13 protein-coding genes and 1 tRNA gene are annotated in these 13326 nt (G+C 67.7%); 7 read left to right on the forward strand and 7 right to left on the reverse strand.

Translation table 11 applies throughout. The features are described from left to right. Positions 1-192: 192 nt before the first annotated feature. Entirely contained in the window at positions 193-774 is a 582-nt protein-coding gene (locus tag ABDZ36_RS04125; RefSeq protein ID WP_211312904.1) for an IMP cyclohydrolase, read from the reverse strand. 170 nt (positions 775-944) lie between these two features. On the opposite strand from ABDZ36_RS04125, the gene ABDZ36_RS04130 reads away from it, so the two are divergent. After that, a tRNA-Gln gene (locus tag ABDZ36_RS04130) sits at positions 945-1017 on the forward strand. A 160-nt stretch (positions 1018-1177) separates the two neighbouring features. Here ABDZ36_RS04130 and ABDZ36_RS04135 read toward each other — a convergent pair. The 3 genes from ABDZ36_RS04135 to ABDZ36_RS04145 form a co-directional block, all read right to left on the reverse strand. Next, the gene (locus tag ABDZ36_RS04135; RefSeq protein WP_211312905.1) at positions 1178-1525 is read right to left on the reverse strand and encodes a DUF5789 family protein; all 348 of its coding nucleotides are present in this window, start codon (positions 1523-1525) and stop codon (positions 1178-1180) included. Between the two features lie 145 nt (positions 1526-1670). Then, positions 1671-2183 (reverse strand): KEOPS complex subunit Cgi121, encoded by a 513-nt coding sequence (gene cgi121 / locus ABDZ36_RS04140; protein ID WP_211312906.1) that lies wholly within the window; start codon positions 2181-2183, stop codon positions 1671-1673. Beyond that, positions 2180-4435: an ATP-dependent DNA helicase gene (locus ABDZ36_RS04145; RefSeq protein WP_211312907.1), complete on the reverse strand. Its 2256-nt coding sequence runs from the start codon at positions 4433-4435 to the stop codon at positions 2180-2182. Before ABDZ36_RS04145 ends, cgi121 begins: the two co-directional genes overlap by 4 nt. 138 nt (positions 4436-4573) lie before the next feature. Here ABDZ36_RS04145 and ABDZ36_RS04150 point away from each other — a divergent pair, with 138 nt between their 5' ends. Next, positions 4574-4819: a ferredoxin gene (locus ABDZ36_RS04150; protein WP_211312908.1), complete on the forward strand. Its 246-nt coding sequence runs from the start codon at positions 4574-4576 to the stop codon at positions 4817-4819. A 393-nt stretch (positions 4820-5212) separates the two neighbouring features. Here the strand turns inward: ABDZ36_RS04150 and mdh are convergent, their stop codons facing one another. After that, positions 5213-6127, reverse strand: a complete 915-nt coding sequence (mdh, locus tag ABDZ36_RS04155; protein WP_211312909.1) for a malate dehydrogenase — start codon at positions 6125-6127, stop codon at positions 5213-5215. A 106-nt stretch (positions 6128-6233) separates the two neighbouring features. Between mdh and ABDZ36_RS04160 the strand changes: the two genes are divergently transcribed. Both ABDZ36_RS04160 and ABDZ36_RS04165 read left to right on the forward strand, forming a co-directional pair. After that, a complete protein-coding gene (locus ABDZ36_RS04160) occupies positions 6234-6971 on the forward strand; it encodes an Sjogren's syndrome/scleroderma autoantigen 1 family protein (RefSeq protein ID WP_211312910.1) in 738 nt (245 codons plus the stop codon). Between the two features lie 32 nt (positions 6972-7003). Beyond that, positions 7004-7396 carry a universal stress protein gene (locus tag ABDZ36_RS04165; protein ID WP_211312911.1) on the forward strand — a complete coding sequence of 131 codons (393 nt, stop codon included), beginning with the start codon at positions 7004-7006 and terminating at the stop codon, positions 7394-7396. 49 nt (positions 7397-7445) lie between these two features. Here the strand turns inward: ABDZ36_RS04165 and ABDZ36_RS04170 are convergent, their stop codons facing one another. After that, positions 7446-9929, reverse strand: a complete 2484-nt coding sequence (locus ABDZ36_RS04170; protein WP_211312912.1) for a DEAD/DEAH box helicase — start codon at positions 9927-9929, stop codon at positions 7446-7448. 44 nt (positions 9930-9973) lie between these two features. Beyond that, positions 9974-10939 (reverse strand): cation diffusion facilitator family transporter, encoded by a 966-nt coding sequence (locus tag ABDZ36_RS04175; protein WP_211312913.1) that lies wholly within the window; start codon positions 10937-10939, stop codon positions 9974-9976. Positions 10940-11137: 198 nt separating this feature from the next. Between ABDZ36_RS04175 and ABDZ36_RS04180 the strand changes: the two genes are divergently transcribed. From ABDZ36_RS04180 to ABDZ36_RS04190, 3 genes are all read left to right on the forward strand, one after another. Next, complete coding sequence (locus ABDZ36_RS04180; protein ID WP_211312914.1) at positions 11138-11653, forward strand: metallophosphoesterase; 516 nt, start codon at positions 11138-11140, stop codon at positions 11651-11653. A 138-nt stretch (positions 11654-11791) separates the two neighbouring features. Continuing rightward, positions 11792-11920: a DUF7859 family protein gene (locus ABDZ36_RS04185; RefSeq protein ID WP_343749216.1), complete on the forward strand. Its 129-nt coding sequence runs from the start codon at positions 11792-11794 to the stop codon at positions 11918-11920. A 257-nt stretch (positions 11921-12177) separates the two neighbouring features. Beyond that, complete coding sequence (locus tag ABDZ36_RS04190; protein WP_211312915.1) at positions 12178-13296, forward strand: aminopeptidase; 1119 nt, start codon at positions 12178-12180, stop codon at positions 13294-13296. Positions 13297-13326 lie beyond the last annotated feature (30 nt).

Raw genomic sequence — 13326 nt, forward strand, 5'->3', positions numbered from 1 at the left:
GCTATTCATAGTTGGCGTCCAAATCGGACGCCCCCACATTCATTCTCCGGAGAGCGACTGCCCTCTCCAGATGGTTCGTTGAGTCCGGAATTCGGAGGCTCATGTGCGACCCAATAGCGACTTCTGTTATCAGCTATCCGAAAAAGATCGTGAGCAGTCCATCAATTCGTCTTCGATCGACTGCTCAATCGATCAGCCGTTGTGATACGCAGTAGTGATGCCGTCGGCGTCCACTTCGGCGGCTGCTGCGCAGACAGTGTGCTCGAAGTTGGCATCGTATACTTCGCGTGCGGCTTCGTCGGCGGTGGCCGCCGACAGCGGGTATGGTTCGGGGTCGGCCTTCTCGTACGTCGCGACGAGCGTCGACTCGGTGACGCGTTCGACGCGGAGAGCGTCGGAGCGGACAGTTCCGATGTAGGCTTCGTCGTCACTGACGACGCCGGCGATCCGCGGCGTGTCGTAGTCGTCCTTCTCGTAGTCGAGGGCGAACAGCGCGGTGACGAGGGCGTCACGCGGCGGATAACCGAGGTCTAGCTTTTCTGCGATGGGATCGACATGTGAGCCGTTTCCGAGGACGGCGAGATCGTCGTCTGCTCCGGCAGTGCGGATGCAGTTATACGCGATGTACGGATTATCCGTTTTCGGGGCGTCCGGTGTCGGGCCGACGGTGAGCGCGTCCTCGCGCGCGGTGACCTGTCGATTCGGGAACGATCGGGAGGAGACGCGATACGCCCCGAGTCCGGGGCCGACGACGACGAAACGTCCGACGTACATACGCGCGAACGTGCGCACATCACGGCCAAATAGGTGGCGATGTATTCATAACTAGCCCGGTCTCTGGTCATGCACGACGCGTCTCGGATCGTTGCCACATCTCTCGTCATCGCGCTCCGCAAGACTCATATTCGTCGCCCGGCTACGCTGTGATGCGACGAACGACGCGTAGTTCCATGGGGTAGCGGCCAATCCTGAAGCCTTCTGGGGGCTTCGACCCAGGTTCGAATCCTGGTGGAACTATCCACATCTCTTGTTTCGTTGCTCAACTGCCGTACGCCTCTACTCTCAGCCGTGCGACGGTTTCTCTGACTGAATGTCGTCGTCTGACACCCGTATGCCGGACGCGGGCGATGTTTCGAGTGGAACCCGCTGGACGGCGACGGGGTGAGGACTACCCACTCTACGGTGACTCCGCCCGCTCTTCGTCGTCCATCGCGTCGAGTTCGCGCTCCGGGTTATACTCGTTCTTGTCGCCGCCCTCGACGCCGGCCTCGCCCGTTAGCTCGCCGAGGACCGCCTCGCGGGCGTCTTGGGGCGTGTCGTACTCGTCCGGTGCGAGCCGATCGAAGACGTCCCCGAGCGTCTCCGTCTCGTTCGGCAGTTCGTTCACGCGGTCGCTGTACGCCGCCTTCATCTCGCTCGGGTTCGTCGGGTACTCAAGGCCGTTGACGGTCTCCTCGATGATGTTCTCGACGTGTTCGGCGCGCTCGTGCTTGCGCTCGGACGCGTGTTCGTTCGGATCTGCCATACCTATCGCTATCGACGCCGACCGGAAGAACGTAGTGGCTCCCCCGTTCTTACTGCGCGCGTTCTCGGGTCCGGAATCGCGTCTACTCACGGCTTCGCCGTTTCGCCCGCGTGGACGCGAGGTGGTCACGTCTCCTTCTTTACGGTTACTTCTCGACGTCGAGGAGCGCCACTCGCTCGTGGACGAGGTCTCCGAGCGACGCGTCGGTCGCCCTAAGTTCCGCGTCGCCGATCTCGAAGAAGTCGCGAAGCACCGACTCGTCGCGTGCGTCGAACCCGCCGCCCGGTCCGAGGTGTTCGGCGACGGCGTTCGCGGTCGCTTCCTCTGTTGCGTCCGGATCGGTGATCCCGTCTTTGGCGGCGACGAGCACGACGACCGGCGTCTCGCCCGTCTCGACGCCCATCGTCAGCGCGCGGCGGATCTGTCGGCGGCCCGCCGCGTACAACAGCACTTCGACCGCCCGTTCGCGTGCGACGTTCTCGCCGCGCTCGAACGCCCGGTTCGCGTGGGTGAGCGCGCTCGCGAGGTGGTCGCGACCGGCGACGTATCGCGCGTCGAACGCCTGTACCGTGCAGCCGTTCGCGTCACCGACGTCACCGAGCGTCGCGACGAACGCCTCGACGTCGTCGACGTCGGCCACGCCCTCGACGACTCTCACTCAAAATCACCGAGGCTCGCCTGTCCCCGTTCGTCCCCGCCGCTCGCTCCGCCGTCGTCGCCCCCTTTGTCGGGGGCGGCGTCCGGGTCGCCAGTCACGCCGTCCATCTCGGGGTTGGGGTGGCCGGCGGCCGCGAGGACGGATTCGGCAGTCTTGCGACGACCGCGGAGCGCGCCGAGAACGGTCGATTTGTCGGCGTTCCGTAGTTCGCTGCGGTCCTCGACGCCCGCCCGGTAGAGCCGGCGGGCCCGCTTGCGCCCAACGCCGCGCACTCCGGCGAGGTCGAGGAGTTCCTCGCGGACGCCGTAATCGACGCGCTTGCGGGCATCCCGGACGGCACGCACGCAGTCGAGGTCGAGCTCGCCCGCGAGGCGCTCGGCCGCGCCGAGGAGCCACTCCGCGGTCTCGGTCTTCCCCCGGATGTCGCCCGGCCCGACGCCGTAGCGTTCGGCGATGCGCTCCTCGTCGAGTTCCTCCGTCCAGTCCTCCATGAGCGTCGCCGTCTTCAACGCGGAGAGCCAGTCCTCGAACTCCCCCTCGGAGAACTCCGAGGGCGTCGAGCCGGGGATCTCGGCCTCGCGTTCGTAGAGGAGCTCCGTGTATTTCTCCCGGTCGCCCGAGCGGAGGTAGAGTTCGTACATGTCGGGCGTCCGCGAGACGAGGTGGTAGAAGCCCAGCGGCGTGGTCTCCGCGTCGGCCTCGCGGAGGCCGTGGATCATCTCCGCGGCGCTCATCGGATCGACGTAGAGCCGCGAGACGAGGTGCCCGGTCTCGGTCGCTCGGAGGCCGTCGTCTCGCTCCACGAACCCGTTGGCGTCGAGATACGCGAGCACGTCGTCGGTCACGGCCGCGAGCCGCCCGGCCTCGTCCGTCTGCTCGGCGTAGAGCGTCCCATCGAGGAAGTCGAGGAGCTCCTCGCGCGTCGTCGCGAATCCGGTCGCGACGGTCGCCAGCACATGCGTCCGGAGCGCGGGTTCGGCGGCGAGCTTCGATCGGACGGGCTCCGGGTCGGCGTAGATGTACTTCTCGAAGAGTCCTTCGAGTCCGTCGTGGTCATCGGTCACCAACACCGCCTCGCCGTACGGGTCGAGACCCGGCCGGCCGGCACGTCCGAACATCTGGTGTACTTCGAGAACGTCGAGCGGCTGCATCCCGCCGGTGTCGCCGTCGTAACGCTGCCAGTCGCGGACAACGACGCGTCGTGCGGGCGTGTTGACGCCGGCGGCGAGCGTCGGCGTCGCACAGACCGTTCTGACGAGCCGGTCGCGGAAGGCGTCCTCGACGAGCTCGCGGTGTTCCTTCGCCAGCCCCGCGTGGTGGAACGCCGCGCCGCGCTCGACGGCGCTCGCGAGCGTCTCCGAGGTTTCGGTGTCGCTGACCGCACGGATCTCTTCTGCGACCTCCGCGAGTTCGACGCGCTGGTCGTCCGTGAGCTGTTTCGACACGACGCTCGCGAGGCGTTTGGCCGCGCCCTCGGCGTTCCGCCGGGAGTTGACGAAGACGAGCGTCGAGCCGTCGTCGTGGAGCGTATCGCGGACGATTGCGGCCGTCTGGCTCTCCCCACGCTCGACGGGAAGCTCTCGGGTGGTCCCGTCGTCGAGGTGGAGCGCCTGCCCGTAGTGGACGCCGGTGCGCAACTCGATCGGTCGCCAGTCCGAATCGACGAGTTCGGCGTCGAGCCACGCGGCGAGCTCGTCCGCGTTTCCGACGGTCGCGGAGAGGGCGACCGTCTGGAGGTCGGACACGCGTGCGCGCAGTTTCGCGAGCGTCACTTCGAGCGTGGGACCGCGGTGGGCGTCGTCGACGAGATGCACTTCGTCCGCGACGACACAGCCCAACTGATCCACCCACGCCGCGCCGTTGCGCACGAGCGAGTCCACCTTCTCGGAGGTCGCGACGATGACGTCGTTGTTCGCGAGACGCTCGCCGTCGCTCTCGTAGTTCCCGGTCGAGACGCCGACGGAGAGGCCGAACGCTTCGAAGCGCTCGAACGCGCTCGCCTTCTCGCCCGCAAGCGCGCGCAGCGGCACGATGTAGAGTGCCTTCTCGCCGCGCTCGATCGCCGCCAGCATCGCCAGTTCGGCGATCAGCGTCTTCCCGCTCGCCGTCGGGACGCTCGCGACGAGGCTCTCGCCCTCGGTGACGCCGCGCTCAACGGCCTCGGCCTGTGGCGGGTAGAGCTCCTCGATCCCCTCGCTTTCGAGGTGCTCCGGGACGCCGTCGGGGAGCCCCGTCAGCTCCGTGACTTTCATTATATGAGGTAGGATCCCGTTCGGGTTTAAACTGTCGTCGCGGCCCCGCAAGCGTTCGTGCAGCGGTTCCGTCTCACGACGCGGGGGTGAGCCCGCCGCACCACCAGCGCTAAACGCGCGCCGCGCCATCCCCCAGGTATGCGCGTCGAGTTCGACCGGGACGCCTGCATCGGGATGTACCAGTGCGTCGTGGAGTGGGAGGACGGCTTCGAGGAGGATCGCGACAGCGGTAAAGCGATCCTTATCGATGGCGAGGAAGACACAGAGGACGTCTACGTCCGCGACGTTCCCGTGGACGCCGAACTCGATGCGAAGTTCGCGGCGCGCGCGTGTCCCGTCGACGCGATCAGCGTCTACGATGACGACGGCGACCAGGTCGTCTAACGCTGACCCTGACGTCGGCGCTGATGTCTACAGGCGGAGCAGGCCGAGTGCCTCGGGGCTTGACTCCGAGGGTAAAGGCCGTACGCTTATTAGGCAATCCACCGTATCGACGGATACAGTTGCGACGTGGGTTAAAGACCTTAATCTGAAGCAACTGCCGGCAGTTGCGAGGGAATGCGACACCTCTCAACACCCTGCGACAGCAGGTGAGACGGGTGTTGTCGGGCGGGGTGGAGCCGCCGACCCTCACGGACGCACCGGGCGTTCGGGTGTGAATTCCAGCCGACCCATCTCGGGAAGGTCGAGGGGAATTAAATTCGCCTGCGACAGCACGGCCCGTTTTGGGACGTGCGGTCAAGACGGTGAAGCCGCGGGGCTTGTCCCCGCGGCACTTCACACGAGGTCCGCGTACTGCTCGGAGAGCTTTTCGGCCGCCTCGCCGAACTGGTCGCGCTCGTACTCGGTGAGGTCCCATTCGACAATCTCCTCGACGCCGTCGGAGCCGAGTTTCACGGGGACGCCGAGCGCGGTGTCGCTGTGGCCGAACTCGCCGTCCAAGACGACGCTCGCGGGGAGCACCTCGCCGGTGTCGCGGACGATGGCCTCGACGGTGTGTGCGACGCCGGTCGCCGGTCCCCACTGGGTCGCGCCCTTGCGTTCGATGACGTCCATCGCGGAGCGCTGGAGTTCGTCGAGGATGGCCCCCTTCTGGTCGTCGCTGAACCGCGGGTCACGCCCGTCGACGTGGACCTTCGAGAACACCGGCACCTGCGCGTCGCCGTGTTCGCCGAGGATCGTCGCCTCGACGTTCTGCACGGGGGTATCGAAGCGCTCGCTGAGCACGTAGCGAAAGCGTGCGGAGTCGAGGCGGCCGCCGAAGCCGATGACCTTCGAGCGCTCGCGCTCGCCCGTCTCGTAGAGGTGGCGATTGAGCAGGTCGACCGGGTTGGAGGTCGTGACCGTGACGAAGTCGTCGGTGTATTCGGCGAGCGAGTCGCCGATATCCGCCATAATCGGTGCGTTGTCGCCGGCGAGGTCGAGGCGCGACTGGCCGGGTTCGCGCGGGATCCCCGCGGTGATGACGACGACGTCCGATCCGGCGGTGTCAGCGTAGTCGCCTTGGGATACCACCGTGTTCGAGTCGTACGCGATCCCGTGGTTCGCGTCCGCCGCCTGCCCGACCGTGACGTCCTCCTGATCGGGGATATCGACGAACACCAGCTCGTCCACGACGTCCCGTAGCGCGAGGTTATAGCCCGCCGCCGCGCCGACCGTCCCCGCCGCACCGACGATGCTCACTTTCGTCATGACACATGCACCGGATGCGGAGGAGTCCGTTAAGCGTACCGCCACCGGGCACGACGTCGCCCGTCGCGTCACCACCCTTTTCGGCGCGCGCCCCCTCCGGACGGGTATGAGCGACGGCGACGACCCCGAGGGGTTCGACCGGGAGGCACAGAAGCGCGAGCTCCGCGAGAAGTACGCGAAGGACGCCGAGGACCGCGAACGGACCAGTCGGATGAGCGAACTGCTCCTCCAGGGTGCAACGATGACGAACGAGCACTGCGATCGGTGCGGGAACCCCCTGTTCCGTTACGAGGGCCGGGAGTTCTGCCCGACCTGTCAGGCGGAGGGCGAACCCGACGCCGCCGCTGCGAACACGGGAACCGCCGACGCGAGTGCGGACGCCGCTGATGCGGCAAAGACCGCCGACGCCCGTAGTGCGGACGCCCATGGTGCCGACGACTCAGGCCCGTCGACCGGTGCCCCGACGACGTCCGTGACGAACGTCGCCGACGTGGACGCCGAGTCGCCCGAGTCGCACGCACACGACGTCCGCGCCGAACCCGCTGAACCGACGAACGCGGCCGCCGCTGTCGACACGGGATCGGCCGCATCAACCGACGCGAACACCGGTACGACCGACGCGTCGACCCGCGAAGCGGGCGCACTGGCCGCTGGCGAACGCGCTCCGGACGCCGGCGGAGACCCGAACGCCCCGACGGCCGATACGCCGGCCGCTCGCGCGGCGCTCTCGCGCAGCGTGGCCCGTCTCGCCGAGCGCGCCGCGGCCGCCGACGATCCGCGGAGCGCGCGCGAGCTCGCCGAAGCCGCCCGTGAGGCCGCCGCGGCGCTCGACACGCTCCGCTGAAGCTTTAACACCTCGGGCGGCGAGACGTGAATGTGAAGATACTCGTCCCCGTCGATGGCTCCGATTGCAGCTTCCGCGCCGTCGAATTCGCCGCGGAGATGGCGACCAACTACGACGCGACGCTCCACGTCGTCCACATCACGGACTCGCGCGACGAGGCCACGGAGGAGATCCTCCGCCGCGCCCGCGACGTCCTCGACGCCCACGATGTCGACGACGAACCGGCCGTCCGCACGGACATCAGCCTCAACTTCCGGCCGTCGAACCGCATCGGAGAGGACGTCCTGACGCTCGTCGAGGAGGAAGGGTACGACCACGTCGTGATGGGCCATCACGGTTCCGGTGCGGTCGAACGCGCCATTCTCGGGAGCGCGACGGAGACCGTGATGGATGCCGAGCGCGTCCCTGTGACAGTCGTCCCCTGAGCGGTCGTCCTCCCACGTCCTCGCGTTTCGGCGCTCGCCTCTCGCTCCGTCAGGGCTGGTAGTCGCTTCCGACGACCTCGCGGACGCGCTCGGCCGTCACCTCACCGACCCCGTCGGCCTCCATGAGCGTCTCCTCGCCCGCGGTCATGACGGCCTCGACGCTCCCGAAGTGGGCGAGGAGCGCGCGTGCCGTCACCGGGCCGACGTCCGCGATCGACGAGACGACGTACTCCTGTTGTTCGACGAGCGTTTTCGCCCCTTTCTCGCCGTGGACGGACACCTCCCGATCGCGGGTGAGCTGTTCGCGCCCCGCGAGCACGTCGAGCATGTCCGCGGTATCGTCCTCGTCCTCGGTTCGGAGGACGCTGATCCCGTAGTCGACGGCGAGCGATGCGAGCGCCCCGCGGATGGCGTTCGGATGGACGTTGCGCTCGCCGTAGAGATCGCCGCCCTCCAGGAGGAGCACGGGGCGGTCGTAGTGGCGCACGAGGTCGCGCGCCTGCTCGAAGAGGTCGCGCTCGCCGCCCAGCAGGGTGTCGAGGAAGTCCGCGACGCTCTTGCGTTCGAGCGCGACGCGATCCGAGACGACGTAGTCGCCGACCGCCAGTGTCTCCAGGCGCGTTTCGACGTGCCCGCGCTTCGAGAGGTCGCGCGCGATCGTCGATTCGAGCTCGCGCTGGTCGACGACGACCTCGACGTGCTCGTCTTCCGTGGGCGGATCGGCGCGCGCGACGGTGCCCTCCGAACCGGCCGACTCGTCGCCCGCCGTCGCGTCGTCGCTCTCGTCGTCCGCCGAGCCGTCGTCGAAATCCGTGAGTCCGACCTGTCCGCCCGCAGCACCAGCGTACCCATCGCCGCTCGCGTCCGTCTCTTCACTGTCCGTCCCTTCGCCGCTCGCCCCGCCCGCCGTCCCCGACACGGGCGCGTCGCCGTCCGCGTACTCGTCGAGCGTTCCCTGCCCGTCGAGTTCGTCGGCGAAGCCGTCCGCGAGCGACTGGAGGCTCCGAAGTTCCTCTTCCATCTCTTGCTCGCGGCGACGCGAGATCCAGAAGAACGCCTCGTCGCGGGTGTCCTCAGCCATCAGCACGACGACGCGGCCCTCTGCCTGTCGGCCCGTTCGGCCCTTGCGCTGCACCGAGCGGATCGCCGTCGGGACGGGTTCGAAGAAGCAGACGAGATCGACCTCGGGGACGTCGAGGCCCTCCTCGGCGACGCTCGTCGAGACGAGCACCTCGAACGCGCCGGCCTTGAACGCGTCCAGCACCTCGCCTTGCTCCGTCTGCGTCATCCCGTCGCTGCCCTCCTTGTCGCCCTGCCCGACGAAGCGCCGCGCGTCGAAGTGGTTCCCGAGGAACTCGGTGAGCGCCTCGGCGGTGTCGCGCGACTCCGTGAAGACGATGACGCGCTCGCCCCCCTCGATGCCGAGCGTCTCGGCGAGCAGCATCCGGACGCGCCGGAACTTCGGGTGGAGCCCGTCGAACGATTCGGCGCGCCGGATCGCCTCCTTCACCCGCGGCTCGCTCACGAGACGCTGGCTCGCCTTCGAGGCTCCCGAGGAGCGCGCGGCGTTCTGCTGGCGCTCGAAGTAGCGTCGGACCGACTCGACGCTCTGGGTCTCGACCAACTCGACGGCGCGCCGGAGCTTCATCACCTCCGCGTGGAGGCTCATCCCCTCGTACCCCTCCGATTGGTCGTTGTCGATGAGCTCGCGGAGCTTCCCCCGCATCCGATTGAGATCCTTTTGCGACATGTCGGGCTGCGTCGAGCGCGTGACGCCGAGCTCCTTCAGCGCCTCCAGGCGTTCGGTGATGACGTCGTTCAGCGAGTCGCGGATCTCCAGGACCTCCTCGGGGAGGTCGATGCGCTCCCACTCGACCTCGGTGTCGTGGGTGTAGTCGGCGACGTCGGCGTCGTCCTCCGTCATCACGGCGACATCGCGGACGCCGAGGTTCGCACAGACGGTGAGGATCTCCTCCTCGTCGCCACCTGGCGAGGCACTCATTCCCGTCACGAGCGGGTCGGCGGCGTCAGCGTGGTAGCGCTCGGCGATGTAGACGTACGCGTAGTCGCCGCTCGCGCGGTGACATTCGTCGAAGGTGGCGTGGACGACGTCGCGGAGGTCGATCCGCCCGCCGACGAGATCGTTCTCGACGACTTGCGGCGTCGCGATGACGACGCGCCCCGAGCTCCACAGCTCCGCGCGGTCATCCGGTCGGACATCGCCAGTGAAGACGACGATCTCATCGTCCGGGATCTGGAGGGCCTCCCGATAGAACGTCGCGTGCTGCTCGACGAGCGGTTTCGTCGGTGCGAGGAGGAGGCTCTTCGCGCCGACGTCATCCCGGAGGCGTTCGGCGGTGACGCGGAGGCTCACGGTCGTCTTCCCGAGCCCGGTCGGGAGACAGACGAGCGTGTGATCGTCGAGGGCGGTCTCGACGAGCTCGGTCTGGTAGCGGCGGTCCTCGAGGAACCCCTCGGCGAGCAGCGGATGCTCGATGTACGACTGCTCCGGGTCCGCGTCGGTGGCCGCCATTGTCGTCGGTAGTTGGTCGCTCGTTCGGTTAAGGGTTTCCGCGCTTACCGCCCGCCCGTGCTCGTCGCCGTCTCGGGCTCGATGTAGACCTTCTTGACGCTCGGGTTGTGCTCGATGAGCGCGTCCTCGATGGCGGTGATGTGTGCGTCCACGTCACCGGTGTCGAGCGACCGGTCGAAGGCGACGTCGGTGGCGACGAGGATGTGGTTCGGACCGAAGTAGACGGTGCGAAAGTCGACGATGCCCGTGACGCCCTCCCAGCTCGCGACCGTCTCGCGGAGTTCGTCCTCCTCGCTCTTCGGGAGCGATTCGCCGAGCAGGAGGCGCTTGTTCTCCCACGCGAGCGCGAGCGCGAACCCCATCAAGAGGAGGCCGATACAGAGCGCGGCGAGGCCGTCCCACAGCGGATTCCCGGTGACGTCGGTGAGGAGGACGCCGACGAACGCGAGGACGATGCCACAGACCGCGACGGTGTCCTCCGTGAACGCGGTGAGCGTCGTGATGTTGCTCGTCTTCTTGAACGCCTCGACGAAGCCGGTCCAGCCGTGCTCCTCCATGTCGGCCCGCATTCCCTGATAGGCGGTGACGAGCGCGTAGCCCTCGAAGCAGAACGCGCCGCCGAGCACGGCGTAGTTGACGTACACGGCTCGAAAGCTCGCGCCGAGTAATTCGACCTGTCCGTGGAGCCCGCCCGCGTGGCCGTGGACGATCGCCTCGTAGCCGTGCGTGAGCGACATCCAGCCCGCGATGCCGAAGAGGAGGACGCTCACGAGGAAACTGTAAAAGAACTGTGCCTTCCCGTAGCCGAAGGGGTGCGTGCGGTCGGCCTCCCGACCGCTGTACCGGAGGCCGATGAGCAAGAAGACCTGATTGCCCGTATCGGAGATCGAGTGGTACGTCTCCGAGAGCATGGCCGGGCTCCCGGTCAGCAGAAAGCCGAGGAACTTCATGATCGCGATGGCACCGTTCGCGACGCCGGCCGCGACCACGACTCGCTTCGAACTCGCCATTGGCGACCAAAACGGCCGGCCGCCACCTAAAGGCATCCACTGTCCCATCTTCTCGTCCGCTCTTCCCACCTCGCTCACTCACCCCTACCTCGCTCGTCCGCTCTTCCCACCTCGCTCACTCACCCCTACCTCGCTCGTCCGCTCTTCCCACCCCCGCGCCGTCGCCGCACCTTTGTCGCCGCCGTCCCAATCCGCGGTATGTTCGCCGTCCTCAGCGACACGCACAGCCACGCCGGCCACGAACTCGCGGGCGCGGCCCGCGACGCCGTCGAACGCGCTGACGCCGTGCTCCACGCGGGCGACTTCACGACCGAAGCGGCGCTCGACGACTTCCACGACGCCGCCGCGCGACTCCACGCCGTCCACGGAAACAGCGATACCGACGCGGTCCGCGAGCGCCTCCCCGAGGCTCGGACCGTCGACCTCGCGGGCGTTCGCGTCGCGCTCACCCATACTCGCCGCGGCGGGCCGACCGGGCTCGCCATGTTCGGGCGCGAACGCGGTGCCGACCTCGTCGTCTCCGGGCATACGCACCGTCCGGCCGTCACCGAGACGGAATACTGTACGCTGTTGAATCCGGGGAGTCACGCGGAACCGCGGGGAAACCCCGCGTCGCACGCGGTGCTCACGCCCGACACGGGTGGCCTCGCGGGCGAGATTCGCAACCGCGAGGGGGACCTCTTGGAGTCGTTCCGGGTGGAGGGCCGAAACTAGCGGGCGGACGCGACACGCGCCGCGTCCGTACACCACCTTCGTCGGTGGTCACAAAGGGCCTCACCCAGGCTCAAACGCGTCTTTCACTCACCCCCACGCGGCGAAACCGCTTTGCCGCCGGCGGCACACACCTCACGTATGTTCGGCCTGCCAGCGGACCCGGCGTTCTACGGCCTCCTCGTGCTCGTCCTCGGGTTCTTCTTCTTCTGTTATCTCCTCATCCGCCGGACGCTGCTGAGCTTCCGCGAGGGCCAGCACGAGCGCTAGACGACGCGCGCCACCCGTTCGAGTGCCGGCCCGATCGACGTCGAGGTGCGCACAGAAGCGAACGATGTTCGCGCCCATCGCGCCGCCGAGCACCCCGACGTCGGCGCAGCGCTCGACGAACGCTTCGACATCGTCACCGGTCGCTGCGGAGGTCGATCTGCTCGCGATCCGTCTCGTTCAGATATCATCCCGTTGCTCGCTGCCCAAAACTCGGTCCCTCCGCAAGCGGTTTGGCGTCCCTCGCCGTCTCATCGCACATGGATCCGCGCGTCCGCCGCCACGCCGAGATCGTCGTCGAGCACTCTACCGACATCGAGGCGGGCGACCGCGTCGTTGTCACCGCACCGCCCGCCGCCGAGGACTTCGCCGTCGCCGTCTACGAACTGCTCGCCGAGCGCGGCGCGCACCCGATCATGAGCTATAACGGCCGCTTCGGGAGCCCGGGCGCCGAGCGCGCCTATCTCCGCGCCGTCGATGAGGACGGCCTCGACGAACCCGACCATCTCACCGCGCTCTATGAGCAGACGGACGCCGCGATCCGCGTGCGCGGCGACGAGAACGTCACGGAGATGCGCGACGTCGACGGCGAGACGCAGGCCGCCTACCAGCGTGCGTACGCCCCCGCCCGCTCCGAACTCCTCTCGACGCGCTGGTGTCTCACGCAGTATCCGACGCCCGCGAACGCACAGCTCGCCGACATGAGTACGGCGGCCTACGAGGACTTCGTCTGGAACGCCGTCGATAAGGACTGGGACGCCCAGCGCGAGCACCAACAGCAGATGGTCGAGATCCTCGACCCCGCAGAGGAGGTCCGCATCGTCTCCGGTGACGAGACGGACCTCACGATGAGCGTCGCGGGGATGACGACGCTCAACGACCACGGCGAGCACAACCTCCCCGGTGGCGAGGTGTTCACCGCACCGGTCCCCGACAGCGTCGAGGGCACCGTGCGCTTCGATCTCCCGCTCTACCACCAGAGCCACGAGATCGAGAACGCCTCTCTGGAGTTCGAGGACGGGCAGGTCGTCGACTACGACGCCGACCGGAACGCGGACGTCCTCGGCGACGTCCTCGACACCGACCCCGGCGCGCGCTACCTCGGCGAGCTCGGCATCGGGATGAACCGCGACATCGACCGGTTCACCTACAACATGCTCTTCGACGAGAAGATGGGCGATACCGTCCACCTCGCCGTCGGGATGGCCTACGACGAGTGCGTCCCCGACGATCGAGAGCCGAACGAGTCGGCCGTCCACGTCGACATGATCGTCGACATGAGCGAGGAGTCGCGCATCGAAGTCGACGGCGAGGTCGTACAGGAGAACGGGACGTTCGTCTTCGAGGATGGCTTCGAGGCGTCGGACGGTTCCGCCTGACGCGCGTCGTCGTCCGGTGACGCCTAGTTA

This window comes from Halarchaeum salinum (assembly GCF_039520965.1).
Lineage (GTDB): Archaea > Halobacteriota > Halobacteria > Halobacteriales > Halobacteriaceae > Halarchaeum > Halarchaeum salinum.